This is a genomic window from Rhodococcus sp. Eu-32 (genome assembly GCF_003336925.1).
Lineage (GTDB): Bacteria > Actinomycetota > Actinomycetes > Mycobacteriales > Mycobacteriaceae > Rhodococcoides > Rhodococcoides kyotonensis_B.
In genome coordinates this window covers 94,011-110,439 of sequence record NZ_QGNK01000010.1, presented here as the reverse complement: position 1 = coordinate 110,439, position 16,429 = coordinate 94,011, and the positions used below count along the sequence as shown (strand labels likewise).

Here is a 16,429-nt window from a genome sequence, read left to right as displayed (position 1 = left end):
GTCGCGTGCACCACGCGGCAAACCCTTGCCGGTCGGCGACACCGATCGCCGATCACCGGAAGCCTACTTCCGCCCCTCGTAGAGCGGGTGCGCCCAGGGTCGTCGTCCACGACGGCACATCCTCCGGAGCGACGCCTCCTGCTTCGCCGTAGATCACGGCGAGCGTGTCGCGTTCGAAGTCCGAGCCTTCGTAGGCACTCGGCAGTGCAGCGTCGGACACCGCGGGTACCGCGGAGTACTGCGGCGCCGGCAACTCCGGAACATCCTGCGGCCCCGGGTTTCTCGACGGGACCTGGTACGAACCGTCGTTCACGGAACCGCCCGGGTACTGGCCGAAGAATTCACCGGCGGCGGTATCGGCAGGTTCGAAGCACCGGGGCCCGCGGTTGTCGAGGAACCGCGGCTCGTCCTGGTTCGGCAGGTAGCGGCCCTTGGGGTTCACGATCGGCATCGTGACGTTGATGCCGCGGTATTCGTCGCCCACGCCGATGACTTTCTGCGCCTCGGCAACTGTCGGAACGAACTGCGCGAACGTACATCCGAAGGAAGGCGAGTACTCGGCCAGAAGCTCGAGCGCTTGACGGGAGTCCGCAGCGATGCCGACGAGGTTGTCCGAATTCGCTTGCAGGAAGTCCGAAGTCGTGCCGCCCGTCGAGGTGAGTGTTGCGATCAGTGTGTCCACCGCAGGTCGCTGTTCGACCACCGTGTTCCCTGTCACAGCGAGATTGTCGAGGGCGTCCACCAACTGCGGGGCCGCGTCCGCATAGGTCTGCGACAGATCCGCGAGGCCACGCAGATCGTCCTGAATGGTGGGCAATTCGGTGTCGAGAGCGGCGAAGATGCGCTCGAGTCGGTCGATCGTCAACCCGAGATCGCTGCCGCGCCCGGTCAATCCCTGCGCCAGCGCTCCGAGCGTGTTCGCGAGGTCCTGTGGCGGAACGGCTTCGAGCAACGGAAGCAGGTTGTCCAGCAGCTGGCCCACCTCGACAGCTGCACCGCTCGTGTCCTGCTTCAGCACGGAGCCGTTCGTGATCGGCTCTCCCCCCGCGCCTTCTGGCACGATCAGCGACACGAAACGCTCGCCGAACAACGTCTTCGGCAAGAGACGAGCCGTCGTGTCCGACGGGATGAGGTCGGCCTTGTCCGGATCGATGGCCAGACGGGCGGTGACCACACCGTCGGCCGTCGACGTGGATCGCACTTCCCCCACGATCAAGCCACGAACCTTCACGTCGGCGTTGGCGGGCAGTGCGTTTCCGACGGAGTCGGTGACCAGATCGACGTCGACGACCGTCTTGAACGTCTTGGTGTACGACGTGATCGACCACGCGACGAACACGATGATCATGAGGAACAGGAGCATGCCGAGCAGTCGCCGCTTCAGCGGTGACGGAGATTCGATCATGCGGCGACGCCCGGCCGCGACCCGATTCCGACCGAGCGTCGTGCGGACCGACAGGACGACACGAGGAGAGGGTGTTCGCTCATTCCGCGAATCTTAATGTAACGCTGGGTCACAGTTACAAGAGAATGTGACGCACACGATCACCCGTCGGCTGTCACTCCACGCGACGTCCGGTGACCAACAGATACTCCCATTCCATCGACGTTCCGTCGTAGAACTGCTCGGCCAGTTCCCGCAGGGCTGCGTCCAGTGCCCGAACCTTGTCCGGCTCGGCCTCGATGCGGGAGTACACCGCGATGGTCGGACCGTACTTGGCCTTGAAGTAGTCGAGGAAGCCGTCGGGCTCCGCGAACATGTCGACGACCAACTTCTTCCTCGTGCACTGCAGGTCGGCGACTCGATCTCCGAACAACTCTCGCACGTGAGCCTCGTCACCCCACAGGGGCGGAGGCTGCGCTCCGGGCGGGGGCGGTGCCGCGTACGGCTTCAGTGCGGCGAACATGCGGCCGATGAAGCCCGTGGGGGTCCAGTTGACCATCCCTATCGACGCGCCTGGCCGGGCGACGCGAATCATCTCGTCGGCTCCCGCTCGATGGTGCGGCGCGAACATCACCCCGATGCACGACAGCACCGCATCGAACTCGCCGTCCTTCCACGGCAGCGCCTCGGCGTCGGCCTCACGCCACTCGATGTCGGTGAGTCCGCGTTCTGCCGCGAGTCGCCGTCCTTCGTCGAACAATTCCGGTGTCAGGTCCGAAGCCACGACGTGCGCGCCGCATGCCGCAGCGGCAAGCGCCACGTTGCCACTGCCCGCAGCCACGTCCAGTACTCGTTGTCCTGGCGATATCGAACACGCATGGACGAGCATCGGTCCCAGTTCGCCCACTACCTCGGCTGCAATGGCCGGGTAGTCACCCATCGCCCACATCGAGCGATGAGCCGCCTTCAGCGCACGGTCGGCGGCGATGGTGTCGATCGAGTCGGTCATGACATCCTCCTCTCGCGATTCGTTACCTCGACATGCTGTCTTCGAATGGTAAAAGCACTGCTCCCACTGCCTCCAGTACTGAATCTGTACCGCCTCGGGCTTCGGGCGAACAGGACCGGACGACTCTGTCGGTCCCGGCCGACCCGTCGTAACATCCGGCACATGGGGGCGACCTACCACCAGTTGTGTCCCGCGGCGAAAGCGATGGAACTGTTCGACGAGCGCTGGACACTCCTCGTCGTCCGCGAACTCGTTCTGGGAAGCAAGCGGTTCAACGAACTTCGACGGCAACTTCCGACTATGTCGCCGACGCTGCTGTCCAAACGACTGCATCGGTTGTCCATTGCCGGGATCGTCGAGAAATGCGTCGTCGACGACGACGTCCACTACGCACTCACCGAGTCCGGGCGAGATCTGCGCACGGTCGTCGACGCGCTGGGAGCATGGGGTGCACGCTGGCTCGACACTGCCGACGATGCGCACGCGCTGACGTGACGACACCTCGCACTGCACCGCGCGCGCTGACCCGTTTTCTCGGCTGCGTACGGAATGATCGGGATGGTGTCCGCATCGGTGCGGGCGGTGACGTGACTTCTGGAGGTATGGGTGGCCGAGCATCGGGTGTTCGATGTGTCCGTTCGCGGCGACGAGGAGGACGCCCGGCAACTACTGAACGACCCCACCATCGCGGTTCTCGACACCGTCGACCAGCAGCGGCGATCGCTGGCAGAGCTGCTCCCGAGGCCGGTGACCGAGCTCGAGGAGCAGGCGCGCTGGGTGCACTACCCGTGGCGCCGGACCGTCGCGCGAGTTCTCGGCCCCGACGGTTTCCACCGGCTTCGCTTGGACCGCAACCGGGACAAGATCACTCTCGACGAACAACGGACGTTTCGGGGTCTGAAGATCGGAGTCGTGGGGCTGAGCGTCGGGCACGCGATCGCCCATACTCTCGCTCTCGAGGGGTTGTGCGGTGAGCTGCGGCTGGCCGACTTCGACGAACTCGATCTGTCCAACCTCAATCGGGTTCCGGCGTCGGTGTTCGATCTCGGCGTCAACAAGTCCGTTCTCGCCGCCCGTCGCATCGCCGAGATCGACCCTTACCTGCCGGTTGTGGTGTTCACCGACGGCATCACCGAAGCGTCGATCGACGAGTTCGTCGACGGGCTCGATCTGGTGATCGAGGAATGCGACTCGTTGGAAGTGAAGCTACTCGTCCGCGAGCACGCACGCCGACGGCGTATCCCGGTGGTCATGGAAACCAGCGACGGCGGAGTGCTCGACGTCGAGAGGTTCGATCTCGACCCGGACCGACCGCTGCTGCACGGACTTCTGCCGGATCTCGGACCCGCCCGGTTCTCGGCCATGACTACCGAGGAGAAGACGGCAGTAGCTGCATCGATCCTCGACCCCGCGAAGATCACCGCCCGGATGGCGGCATCGGTACCGCAGATCGGATCGACTCTGTCCGCGTGGCCGCAGCTCGGCGGCGATGTCGCGCTCGGCGGGGCGGCCGTGGCCGCGGCAGTACGGACGTTCGGACGCGGTGAGTCACTCCCGTCCGGTCGCAGACGTATCGATCTCGACGCACTGCTGCGCGCCGGTGAGGATCCGCTGGCCCGACAACGTGATTCCGCGGCACGCGCCGCCGTGCCGTCGCAGTCCGCATCGGGTGACGACGCCGACACCGCGTAGCGGACTAACTTCGTGCGTGTGATCTCTAGGTAGTGTTCGTTCGGTCCACTTCCCGATTCGAGGGTTTCGACGATGAATGTGTTTGCCCGGTTGCGCCCGCGTTCGTGGGTGAGCTCGTGGCGTTCGCATGTCGACACCCGCACGTCGATGGTGATCCTCAGCGCGACCGGCGCCGTGCCGCTTCTGGTCATCGCGATGATCTCGCCGACGTTCCTGCGACCGAATGCCTTTCCGCTTCTGATCGGTGTGCTCCTCTTCACCGCGGTGACAGTGCTGTTCGCGGCACGGGTGGGGCGGCTGACCGAACAGCAGTTCGCCGTGCTGGGTTTCGGCGGGATGGCCGGTGTCGCAGTGTGCGCCTACCTCATCGCCGACCCGGCGGGCATGCGGGCAGTGACGTCGATGTTGGCGATCGTGCCTGCCATCGCGGCGTCGGGGTCGCCGCCGCGCGTGACCATTGCCTTGACCGCGGTGTCGGTCGCCATGGCCACGGCGTTGTCGATCGAGGGCATGGGGTCGTCGGGCTGGGCGGTCACCGCTGTGGCGATCGGTGCTGCCGCAACCGCTGTGCTGGTTCCCGTCGTCCTCATCACCGGTCTTCGCCGTGCCCTGCATGTGATCAACGAACAGCTGCGAGTACTGGCGAGCACCGACCCGCTGACCGGGTTGGTCAATCGCCGTGGGTTGCTCACGCTCACCGAGGAATTGCTGGACACGGCCGCCCGACACGACTTCCCGGTGTCTGCATTGGTGGTGGACATCGACCTGTTCAAGACCGTCAACGACACCGACGGGCACGCGGCCGGTGACCGCGCTCTGACTGCAGTCGCGCAAGCCCTCGTCGATGCCGCGGACGACGCCGGAACACCGAACGCGATCGTCGCGAGAATCGGCGGAGAGGAGTTCCTCGTCCTCGCCCCGAGTCGACCTGGTACGAACCTGGCGGACAAGGTGCTGCACCGGGTTCGGTCCGACTGCACGGTCACCGTCAGCGTCGGAGCTCTCACCGTCGACCTGCAGCAGGCCTCCCCCGGCACGAAACCTCGCCCACCACGGTCGAGCGGCACCGAACGGGATATCGACGCGGTCCTCGACCAGGTGGTCCGTGCGGCCGACATCGCTCTGTACGCAGCGAAGAGCGCCGGCCGCGACCACGCCTGCCACGCAGGTGTCCTGCGCATTCCCTGGGGAGCCGACTCGGTGCGCGGCACACGCATCAGAGCGTCCGCCGACTCTCGTACTGCGACCGGTGAGAGATCACGCGGCGACGGCAGCCGCAGAGTGTCGTAGGGCCCGCGCGTCGCGATACATGCGGGACAGCACGTCGGGCCGAGCGTCGACCTGGATGCTCCGGCGATCCCACCACATGATGCGGGTGCGGTACCGCTCGTCTGGATACGCGGCGTAGGGCACGTGCTCTGCGACGCGGCCACCCGACGACTCCCACCGTCGCAGAACGTGTTCCGCTGCGGTCGCCATGATCCATCGCACGTTCATCGCATCCATCGTCGGCACCGCGACGCGAGCGAGCGCACCTGCGACGGCGCCTGCGTCGGCGAAATCGGCGTTTACCCAGGCAGTTTTCATCTCGACGACGCCGTCGCGCAGCCTCGAGTCGATCATGTCGCGGACCTGTTCGCGGCCGATGTTTCCCGCCCACTCCGTCATCGCATGCGACTGGTCGGCACTCGTGTATGCGCCCTGGCCGCGAACTCCGCCGACGACGGCGCCGGTTCCGTCGATCGACACGAAGAACAACGCCGTTTCGGATGCAAGGTGCCGCGAGTCGGCATCCAGGACGACCTCGACGCCATGCTTCGCGTACGAGATGTGCGCCCCGCGGAGGTATTCGGACCACAGGTCCGGGTCGTCGAGAGGTGTCGTGCGGACGAGGGTGAGACCGGTGAGGGCGTCGTGCACCTCGGCGCGCCCGACGTACCGCCAGGAGCGAGCAGGTGCTGTGTCGACTGTCGAGAAACTCATCTGTGGACCTTTCGAGGAACCGCTCCGAGCGGATCGGTGGGAAAAACGTGTGAATGTCGGTGCTTGCCCATGAAAACAGGCACCGCGGTCAATTCTCTGTGCCGGGACCACCTTGTACAACGTGCGCGCGCAAGATGCCTGTCCATCGAGTATCCGCAGAACGGGTACGAGAGGCCGATTTTCGCCGGTGCCGGTCCCGAGGCCGCACGAATCGCATTGCTGTTCAGGGTATTCCGACCCCGCCGCGCGAGCGCCGGCGCTAGACTCTCGCATTGTCGGAGTCTCGTGTCACCGCACCCCACCAGGTCCGACCCGGAAAGGGCGCCATGGGCATGCAGGACACAGACGGGGCTGTCTCCCAGCGCAAGCCGTGGCGAGCTGCGTCGATCGCCCTGCTCGTGGTCGCGCTGTACGTGGTCGTGGTGACGATCTACGGTCTCGGAGACCGCGCGCGAGCGCTCGATACCCGAGAACCTTCCGCGTCGGGCGCCCTCGTGTATCTCGACTTCGTCGGGGTGGACGGCGCGAATTTCTCGATCGACGCCAGAGTGACCGTCTATCCGGGACAGGATCTCGTGGACGACGACGGTTACCTGAAAGACGACCTCGTCGTCGACGTCTCGCCGCTTGCCGCGGGTGATCGGCTCGAGTACGTCGCGGGAACGACGCCGGGGGCTGGACCGGTGACGCTGTACGCGGACGGTGACATCACTCGGTGGCCGTTCGACGTTCACGACGCCGCCGACGTCGCAGTTCGGGTGACCAGCGAATCCGTCCGCGGCAGCATTCCGATCGCCACCGACGTCGCGGTCACCGATTCGCTGTCCGGATGGAATGTTCGAGCGGACGATCCCGATCGGTTGTCCCCGCAGTCGTTCGGCGTCACGGCGAACAGGACCGCAGGCTCGGTGATCTTCGCCCTCGCGCTGTGCGTCGTTCTACTCGTGCTGCCGGTGTGCGCGTTGTTCGTGACCGTGCAGACCGTCCGTGAACGCAAGAAGTTCCAGCCGCCGATGGTGACCTGGTTCGCGGTCATGTTGTTCGCGGTTCTGCCGCTGCGCAACCTGTTTCCCGGTAGTCCGCCGATCGGATCGTGGGTGGACTACACGGTGGTGCTGTGGGTCGTCGCAGGTCTCGTCACCGCGATGGGCATGTACGTACTCGCGTGGTGGCGTCAGGCTCCCTAGATCACGCCCGGCTCGGCGCCGGTGCCTACTGTGGACCGCAAGGCAAAGCATCGACCCGTTTCACGGCTTGGGAGGGTGAATGGTTGCGTCAGCGAACCTCGAGACTCTGACGGCGATCGAACGACGCGTCCTGTGGTTGTCGACATCGATGATCCATCACGCCAACCGCATTCGACCCAATCCGTCCGGCATGAAGGTGGGCGGGCATCAGGCGTCGTGCGCGTCCATGGTCACCATCATGACGACGTTGTGGTTCGAGCAGCTGGGTCCCGGCGATCGGGTGTCGGTCAAACCGCACGCGTCGCCGGTGTTGCATGCCATCAACTACCTGCTCGGCGACCTCGACGAGAAGTACTTGACGACGTTGCGCCAGTTCGGCGGTCTGCAGTCGTACCCCAGCAGGATCAAGGATCCCGATCCCGTGGACTACTCGACGGGTTCCGTCGGAATCGGTGCCACTGCACCGATCTGGGGCGCGATCGCGCGTCGCTACGTCGACACGGCGTTCGGCGACACCGGCAGTGGACGGCAGTACTCGCTCGTCGGAGACGCAGAACTCGACGAAGGCGCGATCTGGGAAGCGGTGATGGACACCTCGGTGGCCGAGCTCGGCGAGATCGTGTGGATCGTCGACCTCAACCGGCAGTCTCTCGATCGCGTCGTCCCCAACATCGCGGCCGACCGGCTGAGCCGCATGTTCGACGCGGCGGGCTGGCAGGTGATCGTCGTGAAGTTCGGTGCGCTGTTGGAGTCGCTGTTCCAGCGGCCGGGAGGTGATGCGCTGCGGACTCGCATCCTCGACATGCCCAACCCCGAGTACCAGCGTCTGCTGCGCTGCACGGCCGAACAGGTCCGTCAGCGACTCCCCGGCGCGGGTGCCGATGCAACCGACATCGAGAAACTGATCGTCGATCTGGACGACGACACGCTGCTCCGCGCGATTCGCAATCTCGGTGGCCATGACATCGATGCGATGAGGCTCGCCTACTCGCAGATCGACGACACTCGGCCGACCGTCGTCATCGCGTACACCATCAAAGGGCATGCACTGCCGACCGAGGGTCACCCGCAGAACCACTCGTCGCTGCTCACCGTCGAACAGTACGACGATCTGGCACGCGAACTCGGCACAGACGTCTCCGATCCGTGGCGGCGCTTCGACGACGGCAGCGACGCGGCCGCGCTCTGCACCGCCCGTGCGCAGACCCTGCGACGGGACGACGTTCGCCCGACTCCCCCGCCCTCGGTGCCCGTCGACATGGGGAGGACTCCGTCGGGCACCTCGACCACACAGGCGGCGTTGGGCCGAGCGCTGCTGGATCTGACGCGCGAGGCCCCCGACGTCGCCCAGCGGGTGGTGACGGTCAGCCCCGACGTCACCTCGACGACCAACCTGGCGGGGTGGCTGAACAAGGTCGGGGTCTGGTCACCCACCGAGCGACGTGACTGGTTCGACGACGACGCGGAGACGATCATGCATTGGCGCGAGAATCCGACGGGCCGACACATGGAACTCGGAATCGCCGAGACGAACCTCGTCGGACTGATCGGCGAGCTGGGTGCCACATGGAGCCGATGGGGTCAGCCGCTGTTTCCGATCGGCGTGCTGTACGACCCGTTCGTCGAACGCGCGCTCGAACCGTGGTCGTACGGTATCTACGCCGGAGGACAGTCGATCCTCGTCGGGACGCCTTCGGGCGTCACTCTCGCTGCCGAGGGCGGCGCGCATCAGTCCATCACCACGCCGTCGATCGGGCTCGAGCAACCAGGTTGCATCAGCTACGAACCCGCGTTCGCCATCGACACGGAATGGACGTTGTTCGCGAGCATCTCGCGACTCGGCCGTCCGGACGGCATCTCGTCGTACCTGAGACTGTCGACGCGTCCGGTGGATCAGACACTGGCAGCGGTGCCGACCGACCGCGCGGCCCGCGAGCGACGACGGCGCCACGTCGTCGCAGGCGCATACGTGCTGCGGCACAGTCCCGATCCCGCGGTCGTCCTCGTCGGAATGGGCGCGATGATGACCGAAACCCTCGTCGCTGCAGATCGTCTCGCCGAGATGGGAAAGGCGGCCTGCGTCGTGTGCGTCACGAGTCCAGGGCTGCTGTTCGACGCCGTTCAGGCTCGGCGCGGGCTGTCGGACGCGCCGACGTGGATCCTGGACCAGGTCTTCCCCGCGTCGCGACAGGCCCCGATGGTGACGGTCCTCGACGGCCACCCGCACACGCTCGCGTTCCTCTTCGGCATCGGCGGAGTGCGCGGAACGTCGTTGGGTGTGACCGGCTTCGGCCAGGTCGGATCGCTCGACGATGTCTACCGCTACCACGGGATCGACGCCGACGGCATCGTCGGCGCCGCTCTGGACCTCGTCGGCTGAGAACTACGCGTTCACTCAGTGGACGGAACGGAGGCAGCAGACCACGGCATGAGCAGAATGCCGACCAAGTAGGTACTGCCCTACCCCTGCGTGGCATCCAGTGCCACACTGGGTGGCTACGAACACAGTTGGACATCCATCTTTTCTGGAGGAGATTTCGTGACTACATCTGTCATCGTCGCCGGTGCTCGCACTCCGGTCGGTCGACTGTCCGGAGCGCTCAAGGATCTGTCCGGATCCGACCTGGGCGGCATTGCCATCAAGGGCGCCCTCGACAAGGCAGGTGTCGCACCCGAATCCGTCGAGTACGTCATCATGGGCCAGGTCCTCACCGCGGGTGCGGGCCAGATCCCCGCCCGCCAGGCCGCCGTCGCCGCCGGTATCCCGATGGATGTTCCGGCGCTGACCATCAACAAGGTGTGCCTGTCCGGCGTCGACGCGATCGCACTCGCCGACCAGCTGATTCGCGCCGGTGAATTCGAGGTCGTCGTCGCAGGCGGCCAGGAATCGATGACGCAGGCTCCGCACATGCTCGAGAAGAGCCGCGCCGGCTTCAAGTACGGCGACGTCACGATGAAGGACCACCTCGCCTACGACGGGCTGTACGACATCTTCACCGACCAGGCGATGGGCGGGCTCACCGAATCCCGCAACGACGGCCCGACCGCGTCGACGCGCGAGGAGCAGGACGCGTTCGCCGCGGCATCGCACCAGCGGGCGGCGTCGGCATGGAAGAACGGCGTGTTCGACGACGAGGTCGTGCCGGTGTCGATCCCGCAGCGCAAAGGCGATCCGATCGTCTTCTCCGAGGACGAGGGCATCCGCGCCGACACCACGACCGAGACGTTGGCGAAGCTGCGCCCCGCGTTCAGCAAGGACGGCACCATCACGGCAGGCAACGCCTCGACCATCAACGACGGCGCTGCAGCGGTGATCGTGATGAGCAAGGACAAGGCCGAGAGCCTCGGACTGTCGTGGATCGCCGAGATCGGTGCACACGGCGTAGTCGCAGGCCCGGATTCGTCGCTGCAGTCCCAGCCCGCCCGCGCGATCGTCAAGGCGTGCGCCAAGGAAGGCATCGATCCGGGGGATCTCGACCTGATCGAGATCAACGAGGCGTTCGCTGCCGTCGGGATCGCGTCGACGCGCGAACTGGGCATCGACGAGTCCAAGGTCAACGTCAACGGAGGCGCCATCGCGATCGGGCACCCGCTCGGCATGTCGGGTGCACGCATCGCTCTGCACCTGGCGCTCGAACTGAAGCGTCGCGGCGGCGGCGTCGGCGCGGCGGCACTGTGCGGTGGCGGTGGCCAGGGCGACGCCCTGATCGTCCGAGTCCCGAAGCAGTAACCACCCTCGAACGACTCGAACGAGCGGCGCGAACCGGAATGGTCGCGCCGCTCGTTCGCGTTGCACCCGAGGTACATGTATCGAGGGAAAGGCGTTCGTATGACAGAGAAGGTGTGGTTCATCACCGGCACGTCACGCGGTTTCGGTCGAGAGTGGGCGATCGCTGCGCTCGACCGAGGTGACAAGGTTGCGGCTACGGCACGCGACACGTCGACGCTGTCCGATCTCGTCGACCGATACGGCGACTCCGTGTTGCCGATTCAGCTCGACGTCACCGACAGGGCAGCCGATTTCGCGGCAGTGAAGCAGGCACACGACCATTTCGGGCGTCTCGACATCGTGGTCAACAACGCGGGCTACGGCTTGTTCGGTTTCGTCGAGGAGGTGAGCGAACTCGAGGCCCGAGATCAGTTGGAGACCAATGTGTTCGGCGCGTTGTGGGTCACTCAGGCCGCGCTGTCGTTCATGCGTGAGCAGCGGAGCGGACACATCCTCCAGGTTTCGTCCATCGGCGGCATCAGCGCGTTCCAGAATGTCGGGCTGTACCACGCGTCGAAGTGGGCATTGGAAGGATTCTCGCAGTCCCTTGCGCAAGAGGTGGAGTCGTTCGGCATCCACGTCACGTTGATCGAGCCGGGTGGTTTCACGACGGACTGGGCTGGTTCCTCCTCCAAGCGGGCGACGGAGCTTCCCGCGTACGCCGACGTGCACGAAGCGGCGAACGCTGCACGCGCACAGCGCACGTCGAAATCGGGAGACCCGAAAGCATCGGCCCGCGCGCTCATGAAGGTCGTCGATGCAGAAAAGCCCCCGCTTCGGGTGTTCTTCGGTGAAGCGCCGCTGGCCATCGCGAAGGCCGACTACGAAAGCCGCCTCGCACTCTGGGAGGAATGGCAGCCGGTGTCGATCGAGGCCCAGGGCTGATGCGGGGACTAAGATCGGCGATCGATGTGGATTGGATGGATTGAACTCGATTTTCTACTCGGTGACGTGCACTCCTTGAAGGAGAAGCGCTCGGTGGTACGTCCTATCGTCGCCGAAATGCAGCGCAAGTTCTCGGTATCGGCGGCCGAGGTCGATCATCTCGACTTGCACCGCCGCGCGTCCGTCGGAGCGTCCGTGGTGGCAGCCGATGCGGCGCACGTGTCCGAGATCCTCGACCGGCTCGAACGGCAGGGGGCGGCTCGGCCGGAAGTGCAACTCGTCGGCGCTCGTCGGCGCGTCATTCGCGCCGACGACATCTGAGGACGCGGACCCCGACGAAAATGGCGCCCAGTGCAGATGCACTGGGCGCCATCGTGTTTCGATCGGATCAGATGGACGAACGCGACACCATCTCGACCGCGACGCGCTCACCGGTCTCGAGCGACTTCACACCGGCTTCACAGACGGCGGCAGCAGCGTATCCGTCCCAAGCACCGGGCCCGTCGATGTAGTTTCCGGTTTCGGCGCCGGCGACCACCGCGTTGACCCAGCGCTGGATCTCCGTGTCGTAGGCCTGTCCGAAACGCTCTTTGAACGACGGCGTGATCGTGCCGCCCCACGAGCCCGGCTTGCTCTTGCGAACCAGGCCGACGTCCAGACCGATCTGAGCGCTGCCGAGTTCGGCGACGACCTCGGTGCGTACCTCGTAGGCGACGCCGGTGGTCACGAAGACCTCGGCGTCGACGTGGCGGCCCGACTCGGTCGCGAAAATCGCGATCTGCGGATCCTGCAGCCCTTCGGGCGCGTTGGCGTTCGCCGACGGCTTGATGATCTGGACCGACGTGATTTCCTCGTCGAGCAGGAAGCGGGTGACGTCGACCTCGTGAACGAGCGAGTCCTTGACGATCATCTCGCTGCTGAAGTTCGGCGGAACCGCAGGATTGCGGTGTGCGCAGTGGACGACGAGCGGACGGCCGATGTCACCGGAATCGATGAGCGCCTTGAGCTCGGCGTACTCGTTGTCGAAGCGGCGCATGAAGCCGACCTGAATGAGCGTCTTGCCCAACGCGGCTTCGGCCTTGACGACGGCGAGCGACGTCTCGACCTCGGTGGTCAGTGGCTTCTCGCACAGGACCGGCTTGCCGTGCTCGAGGCAGGCGAGAAGCTGCTTCTCGTGCGTCGGGCCGGGGGTGGCCAGGAGGACCGCGTCGACCTCGGGATCGGCGATGGCCTCGAAGGGATCGGCGATGGCGCGGCAACCGGGGATCGTCGCGGCAAGTTCTTCGGCCTTCTCGGCGAAGAAATCGTTGACGACGGCGACGCGGGCGCCTGCGATCTTGCTGGTGATACGGGCGACGTGGTCGGCGCCCATCATTCCGACGCCGAGTACGGCGATACGGAGGTCGTTCGACATGTGCAAGGCCTCTTTACTTGAAGGTGACGGACGGGATGCCACAGGAGCTGAGGTACTTCTGGGTGCGCTGTGCGATCGGCAGCGGCACATCGGGGGCGCAGGGGTACATGTCCTGCTCGACGATCGCGAAGATGTCGGCGGTCAGCTTGCCCTCGTCGGCGAGGCGCTCGATGGTGCCGAGCAGCGGAGGCATGTCCGGGATGCCCAGCGGCGGCTCGGTCATGGCGCCGAGCTTGCATGCCTCACCGAACGGCAGATCCTCGGCTTCGACCTTGGCGCGAACCTCGACGTTGACCTGCTTCAGGTGCAGGTACCCGATCCGCTCGGGGGCGCGCTCGATGATGGCGATGTTGTCGCCGCCGCAGTAGCTGATGTGCCCGGTGTCGAGGCACAGGTTGACGAACTCGCTCGACGTGCCGTCGAGGAAGCGGTACACGTTCTCCTCGGTGTCGACGTGGCTGTCGGCGTGCGGGTGGTACTGCGCCTTGACGCCGTACTGCTCGAACATGCGCTTGCCGAGTTCGTTCATGCCCTCGGTCTTCTTGCGCCACTGGTCGGCAGTGAGGTTGCGGTCCTCGAGGACCGCACCGGTGGCGGGGTCACGCCACATCTCGGGGATGACGACGACGTGCTTGCCGCCGACCGCTGCGGTCAGCTTGGCGACGTCCTCGATCTGCGTCCAGACGGCGTCCCACGCGTCGTCCTGGTGCAGGTGCTCGAACACCGTGCCGGCGGACAGTTTCAGGTTGTGGGCGGCGAGTTCGTCCGAGAGCTGCTTCGGATCGGTGGGCAGGTAGCCGTAGGGACCGAGTTCGATCCACTCGTAACCCGACGCCGAGACCTCGTCGAGGAATCGGGTGTACGGCGTCTGCTGTGGGTCCTCCGGGAACCACACGCCCCACGAATCCGGTGCAGATCCAACGCGGATCACGCTCATGGCCAGTCCTTTCGACGGTCTCGGAATGTGCACACGATCGGTCGTCGGTGCCCGAGCAGTTATAGAGTCTGACGCGCGTTACTGACGCGCTTCAGTCGCATACTATTGTGACTCGATGTGTGATTGTCAAGACAATCTGTCGGGTCGCTGATGACGATCACGCACGACAGGGAGGGCACGTGCAGAAATCCACCGAACCACCTGAATTGTCTCCTCGACGACGTGCCACGATGGCCGACGTCGCCGAGCGTGCGGGGGTATCGCGCACGTTGGTGTCGCTGATCTTCAGCGACAAGCCCGGCGCTTCCGAGGAAACGCGCCAGCGGGTTCTTCGGGCCGCGGACGACCTGAGATATCAGCCGGACCGTGCGGCTCAGCTGCTCGCGCGTGGACGCAGCCGCACGCTCGGTGTGCTGACCGACGTCAAGCAGACCTTCCAGGCCGAAATGATCGGGACGGTGTACGACGCCGCCGAGGAGGCCGGATACGACGTGCTGTTGTCGGCGAGCGGTCCGACGCGTGACGAACGAAACGCCATCGAGGCGCTTCTGAGTCATCGGTGCGAGGGTCTGATCCTGTTCAATCCGATGTCGGATTCCGACTATCTGCGCTCGGTGGGCACACGCGCTTCACTGACGATCGTCGGCCGTACAGTGTCCGGCTCGTCGGTCAACACCGTCCGCTCTGCGGACAGCAAGGGAATTCGGCAGTCCGTAGACCACCTCGTCGAGCTCGGCCACCGCGACATCGTGCACGTCGACGGCGGCGAGCACTCGGTGTCGACGGACCGTCGTCGCGCGTACGTCGAGGCGATGCACGCGCACGGCCTGGAGACCTACGTGCGCGTCGTACCCGGTGCGCACGACGAGTCCGCGGGCGCAGCCGCGGCGTCGTTCCTTCTCGGGGGGTCGACGCTGCCGACGGCGATCATGGCGGGCAACGACCGCAGCGCGTTGGGCATCATGGACGTCCTGACCAAAGCCGGCGTCTCCATTCCCGGCGACGTCTCGATCGTCGGTTACGACGACGCTCCCCTGTCCCGGCTGTCCCGCATCGATCTGACGACAGTGCGTCAGGACAGTGCGCAACTGGCTCGAAAAGCTCTGGAATTCACCATAAATCGATTGGACGATCCCGAATCGACGGTCGGAGACAGCGTCATAGAGCCGGAATTGATCGTTCGCGGCACGACGGGTCCCGCACGTTCCACGTGAGCGCGCAGGTACGGCCGCCTGCAGGAGCGAAGCCCGCGGAGCGACCAGAGGGCGCTATACGTTCGCACCCACGAGGGGTTCGACGCGCACCAGCGCGGACGTCGCCTTCTCCGTCTCGATCTGCATGTACAGCGTGTCGCCGTCGCAGTAGGACTGCACCGTGACGTCGTCGCCCTGCAGCACGGCGCCGACATGTTCGACGATGGCACGGTGCGGCCTCTCGACGAACGCCGGGTCGCCTGCAAGTTCGTCCTCGACCGGCTGCCAGTAGATCGCGTTGTTGACGTGGCCCAACCGGTCGAAATCCGTCGACCGCGTCGGAAACGCAGTTCTCCGCGTCTCGCGCGACCCGTCGAACGGACTCAGGTGCGCCTTCCACCGCAGCCTGTGCACGGTGGTCTGCTCGAGCATCGGCGCCATGAACCGGTCGGTCATGCGACTGGGACCGCCCGTCGTCGGGTCGATATGAATGAAGAACGCTTCGGTCTCCACGAGACCGCCACGGTCGCCGACGATCTGTACACGAATGTTGCACCAGCGGTTGGACAACCCCGACGACCATCGCCGCAGCGTGACGTTCTCTCGGAACACTATCGGGCGGAGAACGTCGACGACGGTCCGTCGCACGATCCAGGCGCCGTGGAGGTGGCCGTCGTCGGACACGTCGAGATGGTCGAATGCGATGTCCTGCAAGTACCGCGCGACGGCGTCCAGCCTCAGCCGGTCCTTCGTGTCGGTGTCGCCGAGGCGCACCGTCCACGTCCGTTCGAAGGCGGGCGTGTCGGGACCGAGCGCAGGCAGGGGCATCCGGGACGCGATGTAGTCCTCGCTCGAGACTGAAATTCGAATTCCTCCTGTGTCGGGTGGCTCACAGGCTAGCAAACGCAGCCCGCTGAAATCGCCTGCCGAACAATTGCTTGGTTGTTACAATCGCCGCATCCCGAGACCGCGAGGA

General features: G+C 65.5%; 14 protein-coding genes and 1 pseudogene. 9 read left to right on the top strand and 6 right to left on the bottom strand.

What is annotated here, in order from left to right:
- Positions 1–52: 52 nt before the first annotated feature.
- The gene (locus DK926_RS14185; protein WP_114330955.1) at positions 53–1,405 is read right to left on the bottom strand and encodes an MCE family protein; all 1,353 of its coding nucleotides are present in this window, start codon (positions 1,403–1,405) and stop codon (positions 53–55) included.
- 154 nt (positions 1,406–1,559) lie between these two features.
- Complete coding sequence (locus DK926_RS14180) at positions 1,560–2,393, bottom strand: methyltransferase domain-containing protein (RefSeq protein ID WP_114330954.1); 834 nt, start codon at positions 2,391–2,393, stop codon at positions 1,560–1,562.
- A 162-nt stretch (positions 2,394–2,555) separates the two neighbouring features.
- On the opposite strand from DK926_RS14180, the pseudogene DK926_RS14175 reads away from it, so the two are divergent.
- From DK926_RS14175 to DK926_RS14165, 3 genes and pseudogenes are all read left to right on the top strand, one after another.
- Positions 2,556–2,855, top strand: a pseudogene (locus DK926_RS14175) (helix-turn-helix domain-containing protein); the annotation flags it as partial.
- A 144-nt stretch (positions 2,856–2,999) separates the two neighbouring features.
- The gene (locus DK926_RS14170) at positions 3,000–4,085 is read left to right on the top strand and encodes an Rv1355c family protein (protein ID WP_114330953.1); all 1,086 of its coding nucleotides are present in this window, start codon (positions 3,000–3,002) and stop codon (positions 4,083–4,085) included.
- Positions 4,086–4,157: 72 nt separating this feature from the next.
- Positions 4,158–5,375, top strand: a complete 1,218-nt coding sequence (locus DK926_RS14165; RefSeq protein ID WP_114330952.1) for a GGDEF domain-containing protein — start codon at positions 4,158–4,160, stop codon at positions 5,373–5,375.
- Here the strand turns inward: DK926_RS14165 and DK926_RS14160 are convergent.
- Positions 5,343–6,068, bottom strand: a complete 726-nt coding sequence (locus DK926_RS14160) for a hypothetical protein (RefSeq protein WP_114330951.1) — start codon at positions 6,066–6,068, stop codon at positions 5,343–5,345. The genes DK926_RS14165 and DK926_RS14160 overlap by 33 nt on opposite strands.
- Positions 6,069–6,340: 272 nt before the next feature.
- On the opposite strand from DK926_RS14160, the gene DK926_RS14155 reads away from it, so the two are divergent.
- The 5 genes from DK926_RS14155 to DK926_RS14135 all read left to right on the top strand — a co-directional run bounded on the left by DK926_RS14155 (position 6,341) and on the right by DK926_RS14135 (position 12,230).
- Positions 6,341–7,255 carry a DUF4436 family protein gene (locus DK926_RS14155; RefSeq protein WP_243636802.1) on the top strand — a complete coding sequence of 305 codons (915 nt, stop codon included), beginning with the start codon at positions 6,341–6,343 and terminating at the stop codon, positions 7,253–7,255.
- 79 nt (positions 7,256–7,334) lie between these two features.
- Positions 7,335–9,635: a pyruvate dehydrogenase gene (locus DK926_RS14150; RefSeq protein ID WP_114330950.1), complete on the top strand. Its 2,301-nt coding sequence runs from the start codon at positions 7,335–7,337 to the stop codon at positions 9,633–9,635.
- A gap of 159 nt (positions 9,636–9,794) precedes the next feature.
- Positions 9,795–10,985, top strand: a complete 1,191-nt coding sequence (locus tag DK926_RS14145; protein ID WP_068431253.1) for an acetyl-CoA C-acetyltransferase — start codon at positions 9,795–9,797, stop codon at positions 10,983–10,985.
- 99 nt (positions 10,986–11,084) lie between these two features.
- Positions 11,085–11,909 (top strand): SDR family oxidoreductase, encoded by an 825-nt coding sequence (locus tag DK926_RS14140; protein WP_114330949.1) that lies wholly within the window; start codon positions 11,085–11,087, stop codon positions 11,907–11,909.
- A 24-nt stretch (positions 11,910–11,933) separates the two neighbouring features.
- The gene (locus tag DK926_RS14135) at positions 11,934–12,230 is read left to right on the top strand and encodes a DUF503 domain-containing protein (RefSeq protein ID WP_068431487.1); all 297 of its coding nucleotides are present in this window, start codon (positions 11,934–11,936) and stop codon (positions 12,228–12,230) included.
- Positions 12,231–12,297: 67 nt separating this feature from the next.
- Here DK926_RS14135 and DK926_RS14130 read toward each other — a convergent pair whose 3' ends face one another.
- The gene (locus DK926_RS14130) at positions 12,298–13,329 is read right to left on the bottom strand and encodes a Gfo/Idh/MocA family oxidoreductase (RefSeq protein ID WP_207890820.1); all 1,032 of its coding nucleotides are present in this window, start codon (positions 13,327–13,329) and stop codon (positions 12,298–12,300) included.
- A 7-nt stretch (positions 13,330–13,336) separates the two neighbouring features.
- On the bottom strand, positions 13,337–14,260 hold the full coding sequence (locus DK926_RS14125; RefSeq protein WP_114330947.1) for a sugar phosphate isomerase/epimerase: 924 nt from the start codon (positions 14,258–14,260) through the stop codon (positions 13,337–13,339).
- A gap of 230 nt (positions 14,261–14,490) precedes the next feature.
- Between DK926_RS14125 and DK926_RS14120 the strand changes: the two genes are divergently transcribed.
- A complete protein-coding gene (locus tag DK926_RS14120) occupies positions 14,491–15,474 on the top strand; it encodes a LacI family DNA-binding transcriptional regulator (protein ID WP_114330946.1) in 984 nt (327 codons plus the stop codon).
- 54 nt (positions 15,475–15,528) lie between these two features.
- On the opposite strand, the gene DK926_RS14115 is transcribed toward DK926_RS14120, so the two are convergent.
- A complete protein-coding gene (locus DK926_RS14115; protein WP_114330945.1) occupies positions 15,529–16,281 on the bottom strand; it encodes an acyl-ACP thioesterase domain-containing protein in 753 nt (250 codons plus the stop codon).
- Positions 16,282–16,429: the final 148 nt, after the last annotated feature.